General features: G+C 65.1%; 21 protein-coding genes and 1 pseudogene. 12 read left to right on the top strand and 10 right to left on the bottom strand.

Annotation, left to right across the window (positions count from 1 at the left end):
- Nucleotides 1-164: 164 nt before the first annotated feature.
- Nucleotides 165-1064 (bottom strand): lipid A hydroxylase LpxO, encoded by a 900-nt coding sequence (gene lpxO / locus N5C91_RS17950; protein ID WP_236175627.1) that lies wholly within the window; start codon nucleotides 1062-1064, stop codon nucleotides 165-167.
- A gap of 130 nt (nucleotides 1065-1194) precedes the next feature.
- On the opposite strand from lpxO, the gene N5C91_RS17945 reads away from it, so the two are divergent.
- Genes N5C91_RS17945 through N5C91_RS17935 form a run of 3 tightly spaced genes read left to right on the top strand, consistent with a single transcriptional unit; the run spans nucleotide 1195 to nucleotide 3538 of the window.
- Nucleotides 1195-1950 (top strand): LamB/YcsF family protein, encoded by a 756-nt coding sequence (locus N5C91_RS17945; RefSeq protein ID WP_279830963.1) that lies wholly within the window; start codon nucleotides 1195-1197, stop codon nucleotides 1948-1950.
- Nucleotides 1947-2624, top strand: coding sequence for a 5-oxoprolinase subunit PxpB (gene pxpB / locus N5C91_RS17940; RefSeq protein WP_279830962.1), 678 nt, complete (start codon nucleotides 1947-1949; stop codon nucleotides 2622-2624). The genes N5C91_RS17945 and pxpB overlap by 4 nt, the downstream gene beginning before the upstream one ends.
- A complete protein-coding gene (locus N5C91_RS17935; RefSeq protein WP_279830960.1) occupies nucleotides 2621-3538 on the top strand; it encodes a biotin-dependent carboxyltransferase family protein in 918 nt (305 codons plus the stop codon). The genes pxpB and N5C91_RS17935 overlap by 4 nt, the downstream gene beginning before the upstream one ends.
- Here the strand turns inward: N5C91_RS17935 and N5C91_RS17930 are convergent.
- Complete coding sequence (locus N5C91_RS17930; protein WP_279830957.1) at nucleotides 3531-4013, bottom strand: Lrp/AsnC family transcriptional regulator; 483 nt, start codon at nucleotides 4011-4013, stop codon at nucleotides 3531-3533. The genes N5C91_RS17935 and N5C91_RS17930 overlap by 8 nt on opposite strands.
- A 135-nt stretch (nucleotides 4014-4148) precedes the next feature.
- On the opposite strand from N5C91_RS17930, the gene N5C91_RS17925 reads away from it, so the two are divergent.
- The gene (locus N5C91_RS17925) at nucleotides 4149-4775 is read left to right on the top strand and encodes a LysE family translocator (RefSeq protein ID WP_279830954.1); all 627 of its coding nucleotides are present in this window, start codon (nucleotides 4149-4151) and stop codon (nucleotides 4773-4775) included.
- A gap of 117 nt (nucleotides 4776-4892) precedes the next feature.
- On the opposite strand, the gene N5C91_RS17920 is transcribed toward N5C91_RS17925, so the two are convergent.
- From N5C91_RS17920 to N5C91_RS17885, 8 genes are all read right to left on the bottom strand, one after another.
- Entirely contained in the window at nucleotides 4893-5549 is a 657-nt protein-coding gene (locus N5C91_RS17920; protein WP_279830952.1) for a hypothetical protein, read from the bottom strand.
- 161 nt (nucleotides 5550-5710) lie between these two features.
- Nucleotides 5711-6682 (bottom strand): peptide ABC transporter ATP-binding protein, encoded by a 972-nt coding sequence (locus N5C91_RS17915; RefSeq protein ID WP_236174378.1) that lies wholly within the window; start codon nucleotides 6680-6682, stop codon nucleotides 5711-5713.
- Entirely contained in the window at nucleotides 6679-7656 is a 978-nt protein-coding gene (locus tag N5C91_RS17910) for an oligopeptide/dipeptide ABC transporter ATP-binding protein (protein ID WP_279830945.1), read from the bottom strand. Before N5C91_RS17910 ends, N5C91_RS17915 begins: the two co-directional genes overlap by 4 nt.
- Nucleotides 7657-7804: 148 nt before the next feature.
- The gene (locus tag N5C91_RS17905) at nucleotides 7805-8716 is read right to left on the bottom strand and encodes an ABC transporter permease subunit (RefSeq protein WP_236174380.1); all 912 of its coding nucleotides are present in this window, start codon (nucleotides 8714-8716) and stop codon (nucleotides 7805-7807) included.
- A 10-nt stretch (nucleotides 8717-8726) separates the two neighbouring features.
- The gene (locus tag N5C91_RS17900; RefSeq protein WP_236174381.1) at nucleotides 8727-9737 is read right to left on the bottom strand and encodes an ABC transporter permease subunit; all 1011 of its coding nucleotides are present in this window, start codon (nucleotides 9735-9737) and stop codon (nucleotides 8727-8729) included.
- Between the two features lie 97 nt (nucleotides 9738-9834).
- Nucleotides 9835-11439 carry an ABC transporter substrate-binding protein gene (locus N5C91_RS17895; RefSeq protein ID WP_279830941.1) on the bottom strand — a complete coding sequence of 535 codons (1605 nt, stop codon included), beginning with the start codon at nucleotides 11437-11439 and terminating at the stop codon, nucleotides 9835-9837.
- A 51-nt stretch (nucleotides 11440-11490) separates the two neighbouring features.
- On the bottom strand, nucleotides 11491-13092 hold the full coding sequence (locus N5C91_RS17890; RefSeq protein WP_279830939.1) for an ABC transporter substrate-binding protein: 1602 nt from the start codon (nucleotides 13090-13092) through the stop codon (nucleotides 11491-11493).
- 223 nt (nucleotides 13093-13315) lie between these two features.
- On the bottom strand, nucleotides 13316-14032 hold the full coding sequence (locus tag N5C91_RS17885) for an SIMPL domain-containing protein (protein ID WP_236174384.1): 717 nt from the start codon (nucleotides 14030-14032) through the stop codon (nucleotides 13316-13318).
- Between the two features lie 230 nt (nucleotides 14033-14262).
- On the opposite strand from N5C91_RS17885, the gene N5C91_RS17880 reads away from it, so the two are divergent.
- From N5C91_RS17880 to N5C91_RS17845, 8 genes and pseudogenes are all read left to right on the top strand, one after another.
- The gene (locus tag N5C91_RS17880; protein WP_236174385.1) at nucleotides 14263-15519 is read left to right on the top strand and encodes an ATP-binding protein; all 1257 of its coding nucleotides are present in this window, start codon (nucleotides 14263-14265) and stop codon (nucleotides 15517-15519) included.
- Nucleotides 15520-15543: 24 nt separating this feature from the next.
- Nucleotides 15544-16104: a response regulator transcription factor gene (locus tag N5C91_RS17875; RefSeq protein WP_081517431.1), complete on the top strand. Its 561-nt coding sequence runs from the start codon at nucleotides 15544-15546 to the stop codon at nucleotides 16102-16104.
- Nucleotides 16105-16170: 66 nt separating this feature from the next.
- A complete protein-coding gene (locus tag N5C91_RS17870) occupies nucleotides 16171-17904 on the top strand; it encodes an ABC transporter ATP-binding protein/permease (protein WP_279830934.1) in 1734 nt (577 codons plus the stop codon).
- A 190-nt stretch (nucleotides 17905-18094) separates the two neighbouring features.
- On the top strand, nucleotides 18095-19063 hold the full coding sequence (locus N5C91_RS17865) for a M23 family metallopeptidase (protein WP_279830932.1): 969 nt from the start codon (nucleotides 18095-18097) through the stop codon (nucleotides 19061-19063).
- Nucleotides 19044-19409 carry a hypothetical protein gene (locus tag N5C91_RS17860; protein ID WP_236174388.1) on the top strand — a complete coding sequence of 122 codons (366 nt, stop codon included), beginning with the start codon at nucleotides 19044-19046 and terminating at the stop codon, nucleotides 19407-19409. The genes N5C91_RS17865 and N5C91_RS17860 overlap by 20 nt, the downstream gene beginning before the upstream one ends.
- A gap of 18 nt (nucleotides 19410-19427) precedes the next feature.
- Nucleotides 19428-19808, top strand: a pseudogene (locus N5C91_RS17855) (polymer-forming cytoskeletal protein); the annotation flags it as partial.
- 493 nt (nucleotides 19809-20301) lie between these two features.
- Nucleotides 20302-21243, top strand: a complete 942-nt coding sequence (locus tag N5C91_RS17850) for an AEC family transporter (protein ID WP_236174389.1) — start codon at nucleotides 20302-20304, stop codon at nucleotides 21241-21243.
- 189 nt (nucleotides 21244-21432) lie between these two features.
- Nucleotides 21433-22227: a DUF2135 domain-containing protein gene (locus N5C91_RS17845; protein ID WP_279831049.1), complete on the top strand. Its 795-nt coding sequence runs from the start codon at nucleotides 21433-21435 to the stop codon at nucleotides 22225-22227.
- Nucleotides 22228-22249 lie beyond the last annotated feature (22 nt).

The raw sequence follows: 22249 nt of genomic DNA, 5'->3' as shown, positions 1-22249 counted from the left end.
TAGGGCGCATAACGCGTCAGCGTTATCCGCCGATTGGCAGCCGAGCCGGCGGATAACCTGTTCCAGGTTATTCACCCTACGCAGGGCTCCTCACATGGCGCAAACAAAAAGGCCCCCGCGAATGCGGAGGCCTTTTTGTTATCGGGGCGTTTGAATCCAGCCGCTCAGATCCACAGGAACAGCGCCAACACCGCCGCGAAGAAGCCCCACTTCTGCAGGTAATACAGCTTGCGGTTGCGCTTCTTCAGGGCCTTGCCCTGCAGGCGGATCTTGTACAGCGAGGCGAAGGCGCGGTTGATGCCGCCGGTCTTGTCGCCCGCGTCGTTGGGCGAGGCGGCAGCGGCCATCACATTGCGGCTGAACCAGCGGTTGAAGGCCGTCACCCAGCCGTACTTCAGCGGCCGCTCGATGTCGCAGAAGAGGATCACCCGGTCATGCTCCGTGGTGTTCTCGGCGTAGTGGATATAGGTTTCGTCGAACACCACCGCCTCGCCGTCGCGCCAGTGGTAGCGCTCGCCGTCCACTTCGATGAAGCAGCCCGGATCGTTCGGCGTCAGCAGGCCCAGGTGGTAGCGCAGCGAACCGGCATAGGGGTCGCGGTGGCGCACCAGGCGCGAGCCCGGCGGCAGCTCGGCGAACATCGCCGCCTTCACCGACGGAATCTGCCGCAGCAGCTCGGTGGTCTTCGGGCACAGGGCGTCGGCGGACGGATGGCTGTCGTCGTACCACTTCAGGTAAAAGCGCTTCCAGCCGGTCTTGAAGAAGGAGTTGAAGCCAACGTCGTTGAGCTGGTCGGAACGCTTGATGCTGCCGGCGTCGCGCAGGTGCAGGGCTTCGCTGCGGATGGCTTCCCAGTTCTCGGTCAGCAGGCGCATCTCGGGGAACTGCTCGGTCGCCAGGTACGGGCGGCTGGGTACCCTGGAGAACAGGTACATCAGGCAGTTGATCGGCGCCAGGAAGCTGGAGTGGTCGCTCAGCTGGCGCGTGAACTTGTGGCGCACCCGCCCACGCAGGTGGACATAGACGATGCTCAGGCCGAAGGCGGCCAGGATGGCGGCTTTGATCATTCGGAGGAGGTATCCGCTACTACAGACCGTGGATAGTACTCCTCCTGAACGTGACTGAGTATTCTCCGAAGGCCAAAGGCCATGCTCTGCTTTAACCTGTAGAAAATCTGGAAGGATGGCGACACCGATGAGCGAGCGCACGACGCGAATCCTGCTGAACTGCGACATGGGCGAAAGCTTCGGCGCCTGGCGCATGGGCGATGACGCCCACGCCATGCCGCTGATCGACCAGGCCAATCTCGCCTGCGGCTATCACGCGGGCGACCCGCTGACCATGCAGCGCACCGTCCGTCTGGCGGTGGAGCAGGGCGTCAGCATCGGTGCGCACCCCGCGTACCCGGACCTGGCCGGCTTCGGTCGCCGCCACATGAGCTGCTCACCCGAGGAAGTCCACGCCCTGGTGCTCTACCAGATCGGCGCGCTGGACGCTTTCTGCCGCGCCGCCGCCACCCAGGTGGCCTACGTGAAGCCCCACGGCGCGCTGTACAACGATCTGGTGCGCGACGATGCGCTGCTCGCAGCGGTGCTCGATGCCTGCTCTGCCTACCGCAAGCGCCTGCCGCTGATGGTGCTGGCCCTGGCCGACAACAGCCGCGAGCTGCAACTGGCGGATGCCGCCGACGTGCCGCTGATGTTCGAAGCCTTTGCCGACCGCGCCTACCTGCCCGATGGCCAACTGGCCCCGCGGCGGCTGGCCAACGCCGTGCACCACGAGCCGCAACGCATCCTCGACCAGGCCCTGGCTATCGCCCGTGGAGAAGCCTTCCCGGACATCGACGGCAACCCGCTGCGTCTGCACGCCGACAGTCTCTGCGTGCATGGCGACAACCCCGAATCCCTGGCGGTGCTGCGGCGCCTGCGTGGCCTGCTGGACCAGGCATGATCCGTATCGAAGCTTTCGGCGCCACGGCGCTGCTGATCACCCTCGCGGAGCAGCCCGACGATACGCTGCCGCTGCGCATCGCCCGGCTGGCCGAGCGCCTGCGCATTGAGTTGGGGGCGGCGCTGACCGATTGCGTGCCGGGCTGGACCACGTTGCTGCTGCACTACGACCTGCTGCGTATCGACCTGCCGCAACTGCAAGGCCACGTGCAGGCCGTGCTCGCGCAGTGGCCCGATGACTCCCACGCCGACCGTGCCGGGCGCCTGCATGATATTGCCGTGTGGTATGCCGGCGAGGATCTCGCGGAAGTCGCCCGGCTGTGCGGGCTTACCTCCGCCCAGGTGATCGATCTGCACGCCGGTCGCGACTATCGCGTCGGCGCCATCGGGTTCTCTCCCGGCTTCGCCTACCTCGGCGAGCTGGACGAACGTCTCGCCCTGCCGCGTCGGCCGACACCGCGCACGCACGTGCCTGCTGGCAGCCTGGCGATTGCCGAGCGGCAGACGGCGGTTTATCCACAGGCCTCGCCCGGCGGTTGGCATCTGCTGGGGCGTACCGCGCAGCGCCTGTTCGATCCGCGCGAGGAGCCACCCTGTCCGCTGGCCGTGGGCGATCGGGTGCGCTTCGTACCTATCGACGAAGCAGTTTTTCGAGCTGCGGGCGGTGTCGCATGAGCCTGAGGGTCAGCGCTTGCGGCCCGCTTTGCCTGCTGCAGGATGGCGGGCGCCAGGGCTGGCAGCGGCTCGGCGTATCCCCCGGCGGCCCTGTGGATAAGCAGGCCGCGGCCTGGGCCAACCGCCTGCTCGGCAATCCCTGTGGCAGCGCGTTGCTGGAGATTGCCCTGGGCGGCCTGGAGCTGGAGGCGCAGGACGATACCTGGCTGGCCCTGACCGGCGCCGAGCTGCCGGTGACTCTCGATGGTGAGCCCCGGCAGGGCTGGTCGCGCTTTCGCGTCCGTGCCGGGCAACGCCTGAAGCTGGGCTTCGCCCGTGCCGGGCAGCGTGCCTATCTGGCCGTCGCTGGCGGTTTTTGCGCGGCTCCCGTGTTGGGCAGCGTTGCAACCCAGACGCGGGAACGGCTCGGCGGCTTTGCCGGTAATGGCGAGCCGCTGGCCGCAGGGGATGTGCTGGCGTGTGCCGCTATCGGCGAACAATTGCTGCGCGGTGCCAGCGTGCCCTGGCCCTACCGGCCGGGCTACCGTGAGCCCCCGACGCTGCGTGTGTTGCCCGGCCCGGATGTTTTCAGCGAGGAACAGCGCCAGGTCTTCTTCGAGCAGAGCTGGCAGGTCAGCCCGCAATCCGACCGCATGGGCGTACGGCTGCGCGGCGAGGCGCTCAGCGCGCCCCGCCGGCAATGGTCGTTGGGGATCGTGGAAGGCGCCATCCAGGTGCCGCCGGACGGCCAGCCGATCATCCTGCTGGCCGACCGCCAGAGCATGGGCGGCTACCCGTTGCTGGGCGTGCTGCACCCGCTGGACATCGGCCGCCTGGGGCAATGCCCGGCGCACAGCGAAGTGCGCTTTGCCCCGGCCAGCGTGGAACAGGCGCAGGCGGACCTGCGCGCGTTCCTGAGGTTTTTCGCTACTTAGGCAGATGCCGCAGCGGCAGCGGCGCGGATTCCTTCACCGTCTGGATGGCGAAGTTGCTGCGGATATCGCTGACGCCCGGCAGCTTGAGCAGCGTGCCGGTGAGGAACTGTTCGTAGGCGCGCAGATCGGGCAGCACCACTTGCAGGAGAAAGTCTGCCTCGCCGCTGACCAGGTGTACCGAGATGACTTCCGGCAGGTCGATCACCGCCTGGCGGAAGGCGGCGGCGCTGCTGTCGCTGTGGCGCTCGACCTTCACCCCGACGAACACGGTCAGGCCCAGCCCCACTTCGTCACGGCCCAGCGCGGCGTGGTAGCCACGGATCATCCCGGCTTCTTCGAGAATCCGTACCCGGCGCAGGCAAGGGGAGGGCGACAGGCCGATTTCCTCGGCCAACTGCACGTTGGTCAGGCGGCCGTCGCGCTGCAGAGCGGCGAGGATACGGTGGTCGTAGGCATCCAGTTTCGGGGTTGGCATGGGTGGCTAGTCGATTGCTTCAAGATTGGCAGGATATGCCAAATTGATGTCTGATGCTGGTCGAATACGCAAGCACCTGCCCTGGGCTTCAGGCATAGAATCCCTATCCGCAATGACTTCTTCGGAGTGGCGATTGTGGATATCGGTGTCTTCCTGCTGGCCTTGGCGATGGTCTACCTGCTGCCCGGGCCGGACATGCTTCTCCTGCTGCATACCGGCGCCCGCTATGGTTGCCGCGTCGCTCTGGCAACCGCCGTGGGTCTCGGCGTGGCCCGTGGCTGCCATGTCGCCCTGGCCGCGACCGGGCTGGCGCTGCTGTTCCGCAGCGCGCCGTGGACGTTCGATGTGGTACGCATTGGTGGCGGGTGCTACCTGGCCTTGATCGGCCTGCAACTGCTGCGTGCGCCGGTGGGTTTGCCGGTGGCACCGAGCGCGGCCGGGTTATCCGCCGTCAGCTACCGGCGCGCATTTCGCCGGGGCCTGCTGACCAACCTGCTCAACCCCAAGGCGTTGCTGTTCTGCTCGGTGCTGCTGCCGCAATTCATCCATCCGCAGAACGGCCCGCTGGCGCTGCAATTCGGACTGTTGGGCGGCGCACTGGTGGTAGTCGGGCTGGGCTTCGACAGCTTCTACGCCGTCAGCGGCGATCGCATGGGCCGCTGGCTGGCGCGGCACCGGACGATGCAGCGCGTGCAGCAGTGGGGCTTCGGCGCCGTCCTGCTGGGTTTCGGCGCGCGCCTGGCGCTGATCCGTGATCTGTAGGGACAGTTTCGGTGCGGTGGTGAGCCAGTTGGAGAACAGCGCACACGGATCTTCGTTGGAGCGAGCTTGCTCGCGAACTGACTCTGCCGCTGGGCCTGTTCGCGAGCAAGCTCGCTCCTACAGGTCTTCCGGGAGGATTTTCCACAGGCGTGCCACGGACGGCTTCTGTGGATTGCGTGCCACCACCAGCAGGCCGACGTCGCCACCGCGCAGCTCTCGCACCAGCTGTTCGCCCCTGCGCTGCTGCATGCCTGCGGCGAGGTATCCCAGGGCGATACTCGCGGCGGCGGGATGGGTGGCGACCGGCATGTAGCTGCCGTCGTCCATATCCAGCACCACATGCTGTTCGCCGGGTTCCGGAGTGGGGAGGTGCAGGTTGGCCTTGAGCAGGTGTGCCAGGGCCTCTCTGCGATGTGCGGCGGACATCTGCTCCCGGAGGGCGCGCTCCAGTGGCAGGAATTCGTCCCTGGCCGCCACTTTCGACTTCACCTCAGTGAGTGGCGCAGGTAGCTCGGCCTTCACGGGGGCGGGTTTGGGGCGTGCTACCGGAGTGGGGGGCGGCGGTGGCGGTGCGGTATCCAGCTCATCCGGGGCCAGCCCTTCCCAATCGATCTCGTCGAGGTCGAACCCAGTTTTGGCCTTTGCCTTCGGACCTGCCTTGGCGGACTTCTTCTGCGCACGCATGTCCATTCGCCGCTGCCGCTTCCACTGATGCAGCTGGAAATTGGCGACGGCGGCGGTAACGAGAATCAGCAGGAGGAAGAACAGCAGCATGCAGTATGTGGCCCTGTGGATAACTGCCACGGCGTGCGGGCAGTGGCGGGAGGCCACCCTAGCGGGACGCGATGGATCAGGCGGTAGGCCTGTTCCCGCTGCGTTGTAGGACGCAGCTGTATCCGAAAGAGTGGGCCGGCCTATGACCGGCCCATCCCGTTTCAGTTCAGGAACTGCTCCGCATGGTGGCAGGCCACCTGGCGCTCATCGAGCACGCGCAGCTCCGGCACTTCGGCCTTGCAGCGCTCGGTGGCGTAAGGGCAGCGCTTGTGGAAGGCGCAGCCCGTGGGCGGGTTGAGCGGGTTGGGCAGTTCGCCCTGGATCTTGATCTTCGGTTTGTCCGGGTCGGGGTGGATGGCCGGGGTGGCTGACAACAGCGCCTGGGTGTAGGGGTGCAGCGGGCGCTCGTAGAGCTTGTTTGCCGGGCCCATTTCCGCCGGGCGACCGAGGTACATCACCAGCACATCGTCGGCCACGTGGCGAACCACCGCGAGGTTGTGGGAGATGAACACGTAGGCGGTGCCGAACTCCTGCTGCAGGTCCATGAACAGGTTGAGCACCTGGGCCTGGATCGACACGTCCAGCGCCGAGGTCGGCTCGTCCGCCACCAGCACCTTGGGCCGTAGCATCATGGCGCGGGCCAGGGCGATGCGCTGGCGCTGGCCGCCGGAGAACATGTGCGGGTAGCGCTGGTAGTGCTCGGGGCGCAGGCCGACCTGCTTCATCATCGCCTGCACGCGCTCACGGCGTTCGACGCGGGACAGGCTGGTGTTGATCAGCAGTGGCTCGGCCAACTGATCGCCGATCTTCTGCCGCGGGTTGAGCGAGGCGTAGGGGTTCTGGAAGACCATCTGCACGTCGCGGCGCAATTGCTTGCGTTGCTCGTGACTGGCGCCTTTCACCTCCTGGCCGGCGATCTGCAGCGAGCCGGAGGTGGGCTCCTCGATCAGGGTCAGCGCACGGGCGAGGGTGGACTTGCCGCAGCCGGACTCGCCGACCACGGCCAGGGTCTTGCCGGCTTGCAGGTCGAAGGATACGCCGTTCAGGGCACGCACCAGGGCGTGAGGCTTGAACAGGCCCTGGGAGATTTCATAGTGACGGGTCAGGTCGCGGGCGGTCAGAACAGCGTTCATCGGGCCACCTCGGTATTCAGGTTCAGCGGGTAGAAGCAGCGCACCGCGCCGCGTTCATGGGCTTCCAGGGATGGGCGCACGCTACGGCAGTTGTCCTGCACATAGGGGCAGCGCGGCGACAGCAGGCAGCCCTGCGGGCGGTCGTACTTGCCGGGGACGATTCCGGGCAGGGTAGCCAGGCGTTCTTCGCCGGCGCTGTGCTCGGGAATCGCCTTGAGCAGCGCTTCGGTATAGGGATGGGTCGGCAGGTCGAACAGCGCCGGCACCTGGCCGATCTCTACCGCCTGGCCTGCGTACATCACGCAGACGCGCTGGGCGGTTTCGGCAACCACGGCGAGGTCGTGGGTGATCAGGATCAGCGCCATGCCGTGGTCGCGCTGCAGGTTCAGCAGCAGCTCCATGATCTGCGCCTGGATGGTCACGTCGAGCGCAGTGGTGGGCTCATCGGCAATCAGCAGCTTGGGCTCGCCGGCGATCGCCATGGCGATCGCGACGCGCTGGCTCATGCCGCCGGAGAGCTGGTGCGGGTAGGCGTCCAGGCGCTGGGCAGCGCCGGGGATTTCCACCCGTTCGAGCAGCTCCAGGGCGCGCTGGCGCAGGGCCTTGCCGCGCAGGCCGAGGTGCAGCTTGAGCACTTCCTCGATCTGGTAGCCGACGGTGAAGCTGGGGTTGAGCGCGGTCATCGGGTCCTGGAAGACCATGGCGATGTCCTTGCCGACGATGCGCCGACGCTCACGGCCCTTCAGGCGCAGCATGTCGGTGCCGTCGAACTGCATGGCGTCGGCGGTGATGATGCCGGGGGCGTCGATCAGGCCCATCAGGGCCATCATGGTCACCGACTTGCCGGAGCCGGACTCGCCGACGATGGCCAGGACTTCACCCTTGTCCACCGAGAGGTCGAGGCCATCCACCACCGGGATGGCGTTGCGGTCGCCGAAGCGCACCGAAAGATTGCGCAGGTCGAGGAGGCTCATACGGCGGTCTCCATCAGGCTTGTGTTCTTTTTGCAGGAACGAGGGGGACGCCTTAGTCCTTGCTCGCGAACGGGGAACGCGGAGGAGTGCAGGTTCGCGAGCAAGCTCGCTCCTACAGAAAGCGGGAAGGTATTCATCTGTCTGCTCCTCACGCCGCGTTCTTCAGCTTCGGGTCCAGCGCATCGCGCAGGCCGTCGCCCATCAGGTTGATCGCCAGCACGCTGAGCAGGATGGTCAGGCCGGGCAGCGAGACGACCCACCAGGCGCGCTCGATGTAATCGCGCGCGGAGGCCAGCATGGTGCCCCACTCGGGCGTCGGCGGTTGTACGCCGAGGCCGAGGAAGCCCAGCGCGGCGGCGTCGAGGATCGCCGAGGAGAAGCTCAGGGTGGCCTGCACGATCAGCGGCGCCATGCAGTTGGGCAGCACGGTGACGAACATCAGGCGCAGGGTGCCGGCGCCGGCCAGGCGCGAGGCGGTGACGTAGTCGCGGTTCAGTTCGCCCATCACCGCGGCGCGGGTCAGGCGCACGTAGGCCGGCAGCGAGACGATGGCAATGGCGACCACCGTATTGATCAGGCCCGGGCCGAGGATGGCGACGATGGCGACCGCCAGCAGCAGCGAGGGCAGGGCCAGCATGATGTCCATCAGGCGCATGATCACCGGGCCCAGGCGGGTCGGCGAGAAGCCGGCGAGCAGGCCGAGGAAGATGCCGGGGATCATCGAGATCAGTACCGAGGTCAGGCCGATCATCAGCGACAGCCGCGCGCCATGCATCAGGCGCGAGAGCAGGTCGCGGCCCAGCTCGTCGGTGCCCAGCAGGAATTGCGCATTGCCGCCCTCGAGCCAGAGTGGCGGGGTGAGCAGGAAGTCGCGGAACTGCTCGCTCGGATCGTGCGGCGCGACCCAGGGCGCGAACAGCGCGCAGAACACGATGACCAGCATGAACAGCAGGCCGCCGACCGCGCCCTTGTTGCGCGAGAAGGCTTGCCAGAATTCTTTCAGCGGGGACGGGTAGACCAGGCTCGGGTCGCTGGCGGGAGCTTGGGAAACGTTGCTCATGGCGTGCTCCTTAGCGCTGGTGACGGATACGTGGGTTCGCGAGGCCGTAGAGGATGTCCACGATGAAGTTCACCAGGATCACCAGGGTCGCCACCAGCAGGATGCCGTTCTGCACCACCGGGTAGTCGCGGCGGCCGATGGCGTCGATCAGCCATTTGCCGATGCCTGGCCAGGAAAAGATGGTCTCGGTCAGGACCGCACCGGCCAGCAGCGTGCCGACCTGCAGGCCGAACACGGTGAGCACCGGGATCATGGCGTTGCGCAGGGCGTGCACGAACACCACGCGCGCCGGCGACAGGCCCTTGGCGCGGGCGGTGCGCACGTAGTCTTCACGCAGCACTTCGAGCATCGACGAACGGGTCATCCGCGCGATCACCGCCAGCGGGATGGTGCCCAGCACGATGGCCGGCAGGATCAGGTGGCGCACGGCGTCCATGAAGGCGCCTTCTTCATCCGACAGCAGCGTGTCGATGAGCATGAAGCCGGTCTTCGGCTCGATGTCGTAGAGCAGGTCCAGGCGCCCGGATACCGGCGTCCAGCCCAGGGAAACGGAGAACAGCATGATGAGGATCAGGCCCCACCAGAAGATCGGCATCGAATAGCCGGCCAGGGAAATGGTCATCACCCCGTGGTCGAACAGCGAGCCGCGCTTCAAGGCCGCGATCACCCCGGCGAGCAGGCCGAAGGTACCGGCGAACAGCAGGGCGGCCAGGGACAGCTCCAGGGTCGCCGGGAACAGCGTGAGGAATTCGTGCCAGACGCTGTCGCGGGTGGTCAGCGATTCGCCGAGGTTGCCCTGGGCGAGGTTGCCGATGTAGTCGAGGTACTGCTGGTAGAGCGGTTTGTCGAGGCCCAGGCGGTGCATGGCTTCGGCGTGCATCTGCGGGTCGACGCGGCGCTCGCCCATCATCACTTCCACCGGGTCGCCCGGGATCAGGCGGATCAGCGCGAAGGTGAGCAGGGTGACGCCGAAGAAGGTCGGTATCAGTAGCCCGAAGCGCCGGGCAATGAAGGACAGCATTGTGGGGAGTTCTCCACATGGGATGGTCACGGTTGGGCCGCGTCATGGGCGGCCCGTTCTTGTCGACATCGACCCTTTTGGGGCCTGGTCCTTGTCGTTATGGTCCCGGTGAGCCCTGTAGCTGCACGCGGGAAAAATTGTTCGAGCCCAATGGGCTCAGGGTAAAGCCACTAACGCCCGGACGCACCACGGCGAACTGCTTCGGGTAGGCCAGGGCGATCCACGGCGCTTCGCGCTGATAGATGGCCAGCGCCTGGCGATAGAGGTTCGCGCGGGCGGCCTGGTCGGTAATGGCGCGGGCCTTGCGCAGCAGCTCGTCGAACTCCGCGTTGCACCAGCCGGCCTGGTTCTCGCCGCTTTTCGCCGCCGCACAGGACAGGTTCGGCGTGAGGAAGTTGTCCGGGTCGCCATTGTCGCCGGCCCAGCCCATGAAGATCAGGTCGTGCTCGCCCTGTTTGGCACGCTTGATCAGTTCGCCCCATTCGAACACGCGGATGTCCGCCTGAATGCCGATCTGCCCCAGGTCGTTCTGCAGCATCTGTGCGCCGATGCCGGGGTTGGGGTTGGTCGGGCCGCCGCCGGGGCGGGTCCAGATCGACAGTTTCAGGCCGGGCTTGATGCCGGCTTCTTCCAGTAGTTGCCTGGCGCGCGCGGGGTCGTGGGGCCAGACCTTGAGTTGCGGATCGGAACCCCACAGCGTTGGCGGGTAAGGCGCCACGGCGAGGGTCGCGGCGCCTTCGCCGAATTGCGCGCGCAGGTAGGCGTTGCGGTCGAAGGCGAGGTTGATCGCCTGGCGCACGCGCACATCGTCCAGCGGCTTGTGCCGGGTATTGATGCCGACGTAGGCGACCAGCAGCGAGTCCAGTTCCTCGATGGTCAGTTTCGGCTCCTGGCGCAATGCGGGGATGTCGGTGGGCTTGGGGTAGACGGCTATCTGGCAGTCGCCGGCCTTGACCTTCTGGATGCGCACATTCGGATCGGGGGTGATCGCCAGCAGCAGGCGCTCGATCTTCGGCTTGCCGCCCCAGTAGTCCGGATTGGCGGTGAAGCGAACCTGGGCGTCCTTCTGGTAGCGCTGGAAGATGAAGGGCCCGGTGCCGATGGGCAGGTTGTTCAACTGCTCGGCCTTGTTGGCAGACAGCAGCAGGTCGCCGTACTCGGCGGAATAGATGGAGGCGAAGCCCATCGCCAGGTCGGCGAGGAAGGGCGCCTCGGGGTGCCTGAGGGTAAAGCGCACGTGCTCGGCATCGAGCTTTTCCACCGAGCTGATCAGCGCCGGCAGGCCCATCGCCTCGGCGTAGGGGAAACCGCGCGGTGCCAGTTTGTTCCACGGGTGCTGCGGGTCAAGCTGGCGCTGGAAGCTCCAGAGCACGTCGTCGGCGTCGAAGTCACGGGTCGGGGTGAAGTAGTCGGTGCTGTGGAACTTCACGCCCTGGCGCAGGGCGAAGGTGTACTGCAGGCCGTCGTCGCTGATTTCCCAGCTCTGTGCCAGCGCGGGCACCACGCGTGTACTGCCGGGGGCAAACTGCACCAGGCGCTCGAAGACCGTTTCGGCAGAAGCGTCGGCAGTGGTGGCAGCGGTGTACTGGGTGATGTCGAAGCCTTCCGGGCTGGCCTCGGTGCAGACCACCAGGGATTGGCCAAAAGCCTGCGCGCAGCCAAGCAGGCTGACGAGGGTCAGGCGGATAAGCGCTCTGTGCATGGCGGCTGCGCCGGGGGAGAAGGCCGCCGGGAAGCCCGGCGGCCGCTGGCCTTACTTGCCTACGCTGACGCCGTAGAACGAGTTCAGCGCGAACGGGCTGATCTTGAAGTCCTGCACCGTCTTGCGCATTGGCTGGTATACGGTGGAGTGGGCGATCGGGGTGATCGGCACCTGCTCCTTGAGAATGTGCTGGGCCTGCTTGTACAGCTCGGTACGCTTGGCCTGGTCCGGGGTGCGCTTGGCATCCTTGATCAGCTTGTCGTAGGCCGGGTCGCACCATTTGGAGAAGTTGTTGCCGTCCACGGCATCGCAGCCATAGAGGGTGCCCAGCCAGTTGTCCGGGTCACCGTTGTCGCCGCTCCAGCCGATCAGCATGGCGTCGTGCTCGCCGCCCTTGGCGCGCTTGATGTACTCGCCCCATTCGTAGGTGACGATCTTCGCCTTGATGCCGACCTTGGCCCAGTCGGACTGCAGCATCTCGGCCATCAGCTTGGCGTTGGGGTTGTACGGGCGCTGCACCGGCATGGCCCACAGGGTGATCTCGGTGCCTTCGGCGACGCCGGCCTTCTTCAGCAGCTCCTTGGCCTTCTCCGGGTTGTAGCCGGCATCCTTGATGCTGTCGTCGTAGGACCACTGGGTCGGCGGCATGCCGTTCACGGCAAGCTGGCCGGCGCCCTGGTAGACGGCGTCGATGATCGCCTTCTTGTTCACCGCCATGTCCAGCGCCTCGCGCACTTCGAGCTTGTCGAATGGCTTGTGCAGGACGTTATAGGCGATGTAGCCGAGGTTGAAGCCCGGCTGCGACGGCATGTTCAGGTTCGGGTCCTTCTTCAGCGCTTCCAAGTCGGCCGGGCGCGGGAAGAGGGTGATCTGGCACTCGTTTGCCTTGAGTTTCTGCATGCGCACCGAGGCGTCGGTGTTGATGGCGAAGATCAGGTTGTCGATCTTCACCTCGCCCTTGTTCCAGTAGTCCGGGTTGGCCTTGAAGCGGATCATCGCGTCCTTCTGGTAGCGACTGAACACGAATGGGCCGGTGCCGATGGGCTTCTGGTTGATCTCGCTGGCCTTGCCCTGCTTGAGCAACTGGTCGGCGTATTCGGCGGACTGGATCGAGGCGAAGCTCATCGCCAGGTTCTGGATGAACGCGGCGTCGACTTCGTTGAGGCTGAACTTGACGGTCTTGTCGTCGACCTTCTCCACCTTGGCGATGTTCGCGTCCATGCCCATGTCGGTGAAGTAGGGGAATTCGGTCTGGTACGCCTTACGGAACGGGTGGTTCTTGTCGAGCATGCGGTTGAAGGTGAACAGCACGTCGTCGGCGTTGAACTCGCGGGTCGGCTTGAAGTAGTCGGTGGTGTGGAACTTCACGCCGGAACGCAGGTGGAAGGTGTAGGTCTTGCCGTCATCGGATACGTCCCACTTCTCCGCCAGGCCCGGGATGACCTGGGTGCCGCCGCGCTCGAACTGGGTGAGGCGGTTGAACACGGTTTCCGCCGAGGCATCGAAGTCGGTGCCGGTGGTGTACTGGCCCGGGTCGAAACCCGCAGGGCTGCCTTCGGAGCAGTAGACCAGGTTGTTGGCGGCGTGGGCGAGCGGGGCGCTGGCGATCAGCCCAGCGGCAATCATGGAGCGGATGACGGCGTTCTTACGCATTGGGACCTCTGTTTATTCTGGTTGTCATCGAGGGGCAGCCTCGTGAGCTGCGTTGCGTGAAGCTATGCACGGCACATGCCGGGTGCAAGCGGCTGACCGGGGTGAGTGTAGAAGTTGTGACGCGGGTGCAAGGGAATGTCGCAATTTCGACAATGGGAACCGTGCGGTCGAGCGACGGCGCCCCGGTCCCCCGAGGCGCCGCGCTGGAAGCCCCCCGCGGGTGTTACGGCATCTGCACCTCGATCGTGCCGTCGGCACTGACGGTGACCTGGCTGGTGCCGGCTTCGATTTCCTGCGCCGGTGCCGAATCCATGGAGGCGAACTTGGCGGCGGCCATGCGCATCACCGGCATCGGCCGTGGCGCGCCGGAGGTGTTCAGGTTCAGGCTGACCAGCTTGTAGCCCTTGCCGCCGAGCGCCTCGGTGAGGACCTGGGCGCGGGCCTTGAAGGCATCCACGGCGCCTTTCATCATCGCGTCCTCATTCTTCGCGCGGGTGGCGTCGGCGATGCTGAAGTCCATGCTGCCCATCTTCAACTTGCCCAGCAGGTCGGCGGTGAGCTGGGAAAGGGCGGCGAAGTCGGTGCTTTCCAGGCGGATTTCCGCGCGCTCGCGCCAGGCCGTGATCTTCTGGCCCTTGTCGTCATACACCGGGTAGCTGTTGCGGCTGCCCAGGCTGACGGTCACGCCCTTGACCTTGCGTGCCTGCTCCACGGCCGCATTCAGTGTGGTGGTGGTCTCGCTGGCCAGCTTCGCCGGATCGGTGGCCTGGCCCTCGCTGAACAGGGTTACGTGCATCAGGTCGTGGGCGACTTCCTGGCTGACCTCGGCGCGCAGCGAAACCTGGTTGTAGCGAGGTTCGTCTGCCATGGCTCCGAGGCTGGTGGCGCACAGGGCGATGGCGGCGGCGATGGCGGTGAAGGGTTTCTTCAGTACAGACATGGATGACTCCTTGCTCCAGAAAATGTCCGGGCCACAGCTTAGTAGAGGCAGTGGCGAGGACTGTCAGACCCTTTGACGAGGATTGGTTCGCAAACGGGTTAAGGGTCGATGTCACTAATTGTTTCGGACTGAGGCGGCGGTCACAGGCTGCGCTGGAGTATGCTGTGGCGCTATGCCGCATAAAGGAGAGGGGGCTCTTGGCTATACTCGCGCAAATTCCGGAATTCACCATGCGCCCACCGGTTTTCCAGCTGTCCGCCAGTCGTCAGAACCTTCTGCATCTGACACTCATCCGTATTCTCGTGCTTGCCGCCCAGGCCGGTTCGGTCGGGCTCGCCTACAAGGCCCAGTTGATCCAGCTGCCCTGGCTCGCGCTCGGTGTGACCCTCGGCGTCTCCCTCGTGCTGTGCCTGGGAACTGCGCTGCGCCTGCGCGGCCCGTGGCCGGTGACCGAACTGGAATACGCCGTCCAGTTGGCCTGCGACCTGGTCATCCACAGTGTGCTGCTCTATTACTCGGGCGGCTCGAGCAATCCCTTCGTTTCCTATTACCTGGTGCCGCTGACCATCGCCGCGGCGACCCTGCCATGGCTCTACACCATTGCCCTGGCCGGCCTGGCGCTGGCCAGCTACACGGTGCTGCTGGTCTGGTTCCACCCGCTGGAGATGGCCGCAGGGCAGCGTGACAACCTCCTTGTCTATGGCATGTGGCTGAGCTTCGCCCTGGCTGCTGCGCTGATCACCTTCTTCGTCGCCCGCATGTCCGAGTCGCTGCGTCGGCAGGAGCAACTGCAGGCCCAGCGCCGCGAGGAAGGCATGCGTGACCAGCAACTGCTGGCCGTTGCCACCCAGGCCGCGGGTGCCGCCCATGAGCTGGGTACGCCGCTGGCGACCATGAGCGTACTGCTCAAGGAATTGCGCCAGACCAATGCGGATCAGCCGCTGTTGCAGGAAGATCTCGCCCTGCTGCAGGAGCAGGTCAAGCTCTGCAAGACCACCCTGCAGCACCTGGTGCGCGCCGCCGAAGCGGATCGTCGCCAGGCGGTGGAAGAGCAGGGCGCCAACGAATGGGTCGAGTCGGTGCTGCGGCGCTGGCACCTGATGCGCCCCGAGGCAAGCTATCGCTACCAGACGCTGGGCAAGGGCAAGGCGCCGCGGATGACGCCGCCGACCGACCTGAGCCAGGCGCTGCTGAACCTGCTGAATAATGCGACGGACGCCTGCCCGGACGATCTGGACATCCGCCTGGACTGGGATGCCGGGGAAATCTGCCTGAGCATCCGCGACCAGGGCCCCGGCGTGCCGCTGGCCATTGCCGAGCAGCTCGGCAAGCCGTTCTTCACCACCAAGGGCAAGGGCTTTGGCCTGGGGTTGTTCCTCAGCCAGGCCAGCGTGACCCGCGCAGGTGGAACGGTGAAGTTGTATAACCATGAAGATGGCGGCACTCTGACTGAGTTGCGTCTGCCCAGAAGCTATGGCGTGGCCTGATCGCCGCGCCCGCGAGGAAGTACCATGAGCGAAGAGATCCTGTTCGAAGGCGAAGAGCAGCCCCACCTGCTGCTGGTGGATGACGATGCCACCTTTACCCGCGTCATGGCTCGCGCCATGACCCGTCGCGGGTTGCGGGTGTCGGTCGCCGGCTCCGCCGAAGAAGGCCTGGCCATGGCCAAGGAAGATCTGCCCGACTACGCCGTGCTGGACCTGAAGATGGACGGCGATTCCGGCCTGGTGCTGCTGCCCAAGCTGCTCGAACTCGACGCCGAGATGCGCGTGGTGATCCTCACCGGCTATTCCAGCATCGCCACCGCGGTCGAAGCCATCAAGCGCGGCGCCACCAACTACCTGTGCAAGCCGGCCGACGCCGATGACGTGCTGACCGCCCTGCTGTCGCAGCATGCGGACCTTGAGTCCCTGGTGCCGGAAAACCCCATGTCGGTGGACCGCCTGCAGTGGGAACATATCCAGCGTGTACTTGCCGAACATGACGGCAACATCTCCGCGACCGCCCGAGCGCTGGGTATGCACCGGCGCACCTTGCAACGTAAGCTGCAGAAACGCCCGGTGAGGCGTTAAGCGATCGATAACACAAAGGAGCGCCAATGAGCGCTCCTTTTTATTTCCAGCCGTGCGAGCCGACCCATGACCGACAGCGCCGAGTACCGGGCCGCGAACGACGCCGTTCGCAGCCGCTTCTTCCACCGAGTCTGGCAACTCACCGCGCCCTACTGGCGCAGCGAAGAGAAGGGCATGGCCTGGCTGCTGCTGATCGTGGTGATCGCCCTGTCGCTGGTGGGCGTGGCACTCAGCGTCTGGCTCAACAGCTGGTACCGCGACTTCTACAACGCCCTGCAGAACAAGGACCTGAAGAGCTTCATCCATTTGATGCTGATGTTCTGCGGCATCGCTGCCGTGTTCATCCTCACGGCGGTCTACCGGCTCTATCTGACGCAGATGCTCACCATCCGCTGGCGCCGCTGGTTGACGGAGAAGCACTTCGCCGCCTGGCTGGGCGACAAGAACTACTACCGACTGGAGCAGCGCGGGCACACCGACAACCCCGACCAGCGTCTCTCCGAAGACCTCAACAGCTTCACCGACACCACCCTGACCCTGGGGCTTGGCCTGATCCGCAACATTGTCAGCCTGGTGTCCTTCTCGGTGATCCTCTGGGGCGTGTCCGGCAGCATCGAACTCTTCGGCATCAGCATTCCCGGCTACATGTTCTGGGCGGCGCTGCTCTATGCCGCGGTCGGCAGCTGCCTGACCCACCTCATCGCACGCCGCCTGATCGGCCTGAACAACCGCCAGCAACGCTACGAGGCGGACCTGCGTTTCGGCCTGGTGCGGGTGCGCGAGAATGCCGAAAGCATCGCCCTGTACAACGGCGAGGCGAACGAGAGCAACCGCCTGATGGGGCGCTTCCGCAATGTCTGGAGCAACTTCTGGGAACTGATGAAGGTGCAGAAGCGCCTGACCTTCTTCAGCTCCGGCTATGCCCAGATCGCCACCGTGTTTCCCTTCATCGTCGCTGCGCCGCGCTACTTCTCCGGGCAGATCCAGCTGGGCGAGCTCATGCAGATCAACTCCGCCTTCGGCAACGTGCAGGACGGCCTGAGCTGGTTCATCGATGCCTATGCCAGCCTCGCCAGTTGGCGCGCTACCTGCGACCGTCTGCTGAGCTTCCGCCAGACCATGGACGAGACTGCCCACGAGTCCGCCAACATTGACGTGCGCAAGACCGGCGAGAACCTGCAACTGCACAACCTGACCCTGAAACTCGGTAACGGCCGCGAGCTGCTGCAACCCACCAGTCTTGCGTTCAACCCTGGTGAGCACGTGCTGATCGGCGGTCCGTCCGGCGGCGGCAAGAGCACATTGTTGCGCGCCATGAGCGGACTGTGGCGCTATGGCGGCGGTGTGGTGCAGATGCCCGAGGCGCGCAGCCTGTTCGTTCCGCAGAAACCGTACCTACCCATCGGCACCCTGGCCGAAGCGCTCTGCTATCCGGATGCGGGCGACGCTCATGATCCCGAACAGATGAAGCAGGTGCTGCACCTGTGTCGCCTGGATTCGCTGGTGCCGCGCCTGGATGAGGCCGATCACTGGCAACGCGTGCTCTCACCGGGCGAGCAGCAGCGCCTGGCCATCGCTCGCGCGCTGCTCTATGCACCACGGTGGCTGTTCCTCGACGAAGCCACCTCCGCGCTGGATGAAACCGACGAAGCCGCGCTGTATCAGGTGCTGATCGATCAACTGCCGGGCGTGACCCTGGTCAGTATTGGCCACCGGGCCAGCCTGAAGCGATTCCACCCGCGCCAACTGCGCCTGGAGGAGCATCGTTTGCAGGAGATCGAGTCTGTTTTGCCGGCGTAGTGGCAGTTTGATTCACTGGGATAATGTGATCGCGTTAGTGGGAAACATCTGAAAGTATTCTCAGACATGATGATTTCTTCTTATTTATTTACATTTTTCAGTGTTTAGCCGCTGCGAAGTTTTCAATAAAAGGTACCCTGTGCACCCCGGCGGCCACCCGCCGGGCTGAATGCATTCCAACGGTACCGCCATGAACTCCCTTTCTCCGTCACGGCAAGCCCTGACTCGCTCGGACCTGCGCCTGGTCGACACGCGCCGGTATGTGCTGGGTGCTGCCTGCGTAACGCTGGTGCTTGCCACGGCCGCCTTCGCTGGTGGGCTGTGGCTGGGTCGAGGCCAGACCCAGACGGTGATGGTGCCAGTGGCGCAGGCCGAAGAAGCGCCGGATGAGTCCGGCGAGCGCTTTGCCGCCGAGCGCATCGGCGAGCTGACCGGCCGTCTGCAGGTCCTGGAAAAGGACGCGGATTACCTGCTCAAGGCCGTCGACAGCCATCAGGAAATCGCCCGCAAGCTGTCCAAGGTCGATCCCGAACTGGTGCCCGCGCCCAAGGGCAAGTCCACGTCCACCCGCAACGAAGGCGGCATCCTGCTGCCGCCCAGGGCCTGCGTCGATCCGTTGCCTGCATCGGCCGCTGACCTTGAGCGCAACGAGCAATCGGCTGCGTGCCTGCGCCGGGTCTTCGACCTGCTGATGGACCAGGTGGCCCGGCGTAATGCCGACTTCATGGCGATTCCCGCACGCCGTCCGTTGGAGCAGGCGCGCCTGGGTTCACCGTTCGGCAACCGCTTCGATCCGTTCAATCACCATCTGGCGTTCCATTCCGGCCAGGACTTCTCGGCGCCGACCGGCAGTCCGATCCACGCGGCGGCCGGCGGCCGGGTCATCGTTGCCGGGCCGAACCCTTCCTATGGTAATCGCGTGGAAATCGACCACGGTAATGGCCTGGTCACGCGCTACGCCCACGCCTCCAAGTTGTTGGTGAAAGTGGGCGACGTGGTGCTGCCGGGGCAGGAAATCGCCAAGGTGGGTTCCACCGGACGCTCCACCGGCCCGCACCTGCATTTCGAAGTGCTCTACCACGGGGAATTCGTCGACCCGCAGAACTTCCTTTCCCTGGGCGGCATGGAGATCGATAGCGATGGCCTGGCCACGGACTAAACGGCCCTCCACCCGCCAGTTGCTGCGCGCCGAGCACCGCCCCCACGTGCCCCGTGGCTTTGCCTGGCTGGGCTGGGCGGCGCTGGTACTTCTCGTGCTGGCGGCGCTCGCGTTGGGCGCCTGGCAGCTGCGCGCCCGCGACGATGGCCAACTGCGTGAGCGCATCGATGCGCTCGAGGCGCAGAACGCCGAGCTGACGCAGGAGGTGGAGGAAAAAAGCCTGCAAGCCGAAGAGGATCGCGCCAACCGCGAGCAGTTGATGCTACGGATCGACGCGATGTCCGCCGAAATCAAGAAACTCAAGACCGAGCTGGCCTTCTTCCGCCAGCAGAAACCTGGCAAGTAGTACGCGCGAGGAATTGTGATGTTCAGCAGCAGCAAGAAAAAGAGCCCGCAGGTCTCGGTGGACAAGTTCTCCAGCCTGCTCTCGGGTAATGTCGATCTGGTCGGCGATATGCAGTTCCAGGATGGCCTGAAAATCCTCGGCACGGTGAAAGGCAACGTCCGCCACAAGCCTGGTGCGGCCAGCCTGCTGGCACTCAGTGCGGAAGGCCGGATCGAGGGTAACGTCAGCTGCTACGACGCGCTGATCGACGGCACCATCATTGGCGACCTCTACGTCGAGCACCTGCTGGAGTTGCATTCCAATGCACGCGTGACCGGCAACATTCAGTACCGCCAGCTGAGCATGGAAAACGGCGCCACGGTGGATGGCAAGCTGACTCGCCTGGCCGAGGGCGAGGAGCCCAAGCCACTGGAAGCGAAGGTCTCGAAGATCGAGGCGACACCGGTGGCAGCGCCGCCAGCGACGCTTTTGCTGGAAGCCGAACCGGTCACGGAGCAGGGCTACGTGCCGGGTGCCCCGCGCAAGAACAAAGCCTGATCCCTTCGCGGGGGATCAAGGTGGAAACGCCACCTTGCCCTGTCGTTTGCCTCTGTGCTCGGGCTCACCGAGCACCTCCGGCGGCAATTGCCCATCTCTGGCAGGCGCCAGCGGCCGCTGTTCTGCAGCGCATACGGGGCCACCATGTTGTATTCGGTGAGCCGGTAGAGCCGTTGTGAAGCCCGTGGCGGCCGCTGCCAGGAGGGACGGATGAGCAAGGCTCTGGCAGGGGCGCCATGCCAGCGCCAGCAGCATGGTGCAACCCGCTGCAGCGTCGTCCTGTGCCAACCCGTCGCCCCAGTGCGCGATAACCCTTGCTATCATCGCCGGCCCCACTGTTTTCGCTGTTGCGCCCATGCTCGCTCTGTTGCTCCAGACCTTCGCCATCACCGCCCCGGTCTTCGCCATGCTGTTCCTCGGAGTGCTGCTGCGCCGCGTAGGAGCGATCAACCCGGAGTTCATCCAGACCGCCTCTGCACTGGTGTTCAACGCCACCATGCCGGCGATGCTGTTCCTCGGCATCTACCACTCCGACCTGCACAGCGCAGCGCGCCCGCAAGTGCTGCTGTACTTCTGCGCAGCGACACTGGCAGGCTTCCTGCTGGCCTGGGGCTGGGCCGTCTGGCGGGTGCCGCGGGAGGAGCGCGGCGTCTACGTGCAGGGCTCGTTCCGGGGCAACAACGGCATCATCGGTCTGGCTTTGGCCACCAGCCTCTATGGTGAGCACGGCCTGGCGCTGGGCTCGGTGCTCGCCGCGCTGGTGATCCTCTGCTACAACACGCTGTCCTCGGTGGTGCTGGCGATCTACAGCCCGAGCATGAAATCCGACCCGCTGAGCATTGCCCGCAACGTTATCTGCAATCCGTTGATCATCAGTGTGCTGGCGGCGCTGCCGTTCTCCTGGTTCGGAATTGGCTTGCCGGCGTGGCTGCTGACCTCCGCTGACTACTTTGCCCAGATGACCCTGCCGCTGGCGCTGGTGTGCATCGGTGGCACTCTGTCGCTGGCTTCGCTGCGCGAGAGTGGCGGACTGGCGATCAGCGCGAGCCTGATGAAGATGATCTGGCTGCCGCTGATCTGCACCACGGCCGCCTGGTTGCTGGGTTTCCGTGGTGCGGAACTGGGCGTGCTCTTCCTCTATTTCGCCAGCCCTACGGCGGCGGCCAGCTACGTCATGGCTCGTGCCGCGAATGGCAATCACGAGCTGGCGGCGTCGATCATCGTGATCACCACGCTGGTGGCGGCGCTGACCACCAACGTCGGCATCTTCGTCCTGCAATGGGGCGGCTGGATGTGACTCGCGCAGAGTCGAGATTCTTCCAATCGGTGTTGCGCCAAAAGCTACTTGGCTTGTAGGAAATTTCTGAAAGATCGCGCTGCGTCGCAACGCCGAGCGATGGCTCGTTCCGCGCACCGACAAGACCGGTTACATTTGGCTCCCCCCGCCATGCACGATCAAGGAATGTTCATGCAGCTCTCGCGTCGGATGGTTCGTGCCGTCTTTTATCTGTCAGCCAGTCTCCTGGCTGCGACGGTGGCTGCCGAACCGGGTGCGGACCTGTCCAGCCCGACTGCCGGCTGGCGCTATTCCGGGCTGACCGATGATCCCAGCGTTCCGCGCGTGGCCTATCCCACGCCGCCCATCGACCGTGGTGGTGTTCGTGGCCGCAGCCTGATCGAAGGGCACCTGCGTGAAGTGTCCGGCGTTGACCGTGCCCAGCGCCTGGTGGTCAACGGCAATCCCCTCCCGCTCTACACTGATGCCGAAGGAAAATTCGTTCGCCCCTACAACTTCGGTGCGGGTAGCAACAGCGTTGCAGTCAGCAGCGACCAGGGCAAATCTCTCAAGCGCGTACAGTTCTACGAAGCCAACAATGGTCGCATCCCGCCGCGCATTCGCCTGGTGCTCGGCTGGAACGATCCCAAGGCCGAGCTCGACCTGCATATCGTCACGCCTGACGGCCAGCATGCCTTCTGGGCGCAGCCACGCCTGAGCAATGGCGGCGGCCTCGACCCGGATGGCGTGGATGGCCCCGGGCCGGAAATGTTCACCATGGCCGCACCGCTGCACGGTACCTACCTGGTCTACGTGAACTACTGGGGCAACTACAACGCCAGCCAGGGTTACAACTTCCAGGAAGGCAATCACGAGCAGGACGTGATCACCGCCGAGATCAACCTGGTGTTCAACGAAAATACCGTCAACGAGAAGCGCGAGACCTTCGTGGTGCCCATGCGCACCATCGGCGATCTGGTGCTGGTGAAGACCTTCAACTACTGAATTCGCCCCTCGCAGGGATGAC

This window comes from Pseudomonas sp. GD03903 (assembly GCF_029840045.1).
In the GTDB taxonomy this organism is placed as follows: Bacteria; Pseudomonadota; Gammaproteobacteria; order Pseudomonadales; family Pseudomonadaceae; genus Pseudomonas; species Pseudomonas pseudonitroreducens.
The sequence above is the reverse complement of the archived record's forward strand: the minus strand, read 5'-3'. Positions and strand labels throughout refer to the sequence as shown.

Coding starts and splice junctions, on each gene's coding strand:
- N5C91_RS17945 (WP_279830963.1), top strand. CDS start 1,195: ATGAGCGAGCGCACGACGCGAATCCTGCTGAACTGCGACATGGGCGAA.
- pxpB (WP_279830962.1), top strand. CDS start 1,947: ATGATCCGTATCGAAGCTTTCGGCGCCACGGCGCTGCTGATCACCCTC.
- N5C91_RS17935 (WP_279830960.1), top strand. CDS start 2,621: ATGAGCCTGAGGGTCAGCGCTTGCGGCCCGCTTTGCCTGCTGCAGGAT.
- N5C91_RS17930 (WP_279830957.1), bottom strand. CDS start 4,013: ATGCCAACCCCGAAACTGGATGCCTACGACCACCGTATCCTCGCCGCT.
- N5C91_RS17920 (WP_279830952.1), bottom strand. CDS start 5,549: ATGCTGCTGTTCTTCCTCCTGCTGATTCTCGTTACCGCCGCCGTCGCC.
- N5C91_RS17915 (WP_236174378.1), bottom strand. CDS start 6,682: ATGAACGCTGTTCTGACCGCCCGCGACCTGACCCGTCACTATGAAATC.
- N5C91_RS17910 (WP_279830945.1), bottom strand. CDS start 7,656: ATGAGCCTCCTCGACCTGCGCAATCTTTCGGTGCGCTTCGGCGACCGC.
- N5C91_RS17905 (WP_236174380.1), bottom strand. CDS start 8,716: ATGAGCAACGTTTCCCAAGCTCCCGCCAGCGACCCGAGCCTGGTCTAC.
- N5C91_RS17900 (WP_236174381.1), bottom strand. CDS start 9,737: ATGCTGTCCTTCATTGCCCGGCGCTTCGGGCTACTGATACCGACCTTC.
- N5C91_RS17895 (WP_279830941.1), bottom strand. CDS start 11,439: ATGCACAGAGCGCTTATCCGCCTGACCCTCGTCAGCCTGCTTGGCTGC.
- N5C91_RS17890 (WP_279830939.1), bottom strand. CDS start 13,092: ATGCGTAAGAACGCCGTCATCCGCTCCATGATTGCCGCTGGGCTGATC.
- N5C91_RS17885 (WP_236174384.1), bottom strand. CDS start 14,032: ATGTCTGTACTGAAGAAACCCTTCACCGCCATCGCCGCCGCCATCGCC.
- N5C91_RS17880 (WP_236174385.1), top strand. CDS start 14,263: ATGCGCCCACCGGTTTTCCAGCTGTCCGCCAGTCGTCAGAACCTTCTG.
- N5C91_RS17875 (WP_081517431.1), top strand. CDS start 15,544: ATGAGCGAAGAGATCCTGTTCGAAGGCGAAGAGCAGCCCCACCTGCTG.
- N5C91_RS17870 (WP_279830934.1), top strand. CDS start 16,171: ATGACCGACAGCGCCGAGTACCGGGCCGCGAACGACGCCGTTCGCAGC.
- N5C91_RS17865 (WP_279830932.1), top strand. CDS start 18,095: ATGAACTCCCTTTCTCCGTCACGGCAAGCCCTGACTCGCTCGGACCTG.
- N5C91_RS17860 (WP_236174388.1), top strand. CDS start 19,044: ATGGCCTGGCCACGGACTAAACGGCCCTCCACCCGCCAGTTGCTGCGC.
- N5C91_RS17850 (WP_236174389.1), top strand. CDS start 20,302: ATGCTCGCTCTGTTGCTCCAGACCTTCGCCATCACCGCCCCGGTCTTC.
- N5C91_RS17845 (WP_279831049.1), top strand. CDS start 21,433: ATGGTTCGTGCCGTCTTTTATCTGTCAGCCAGTCTCCTGGCTGCGACG.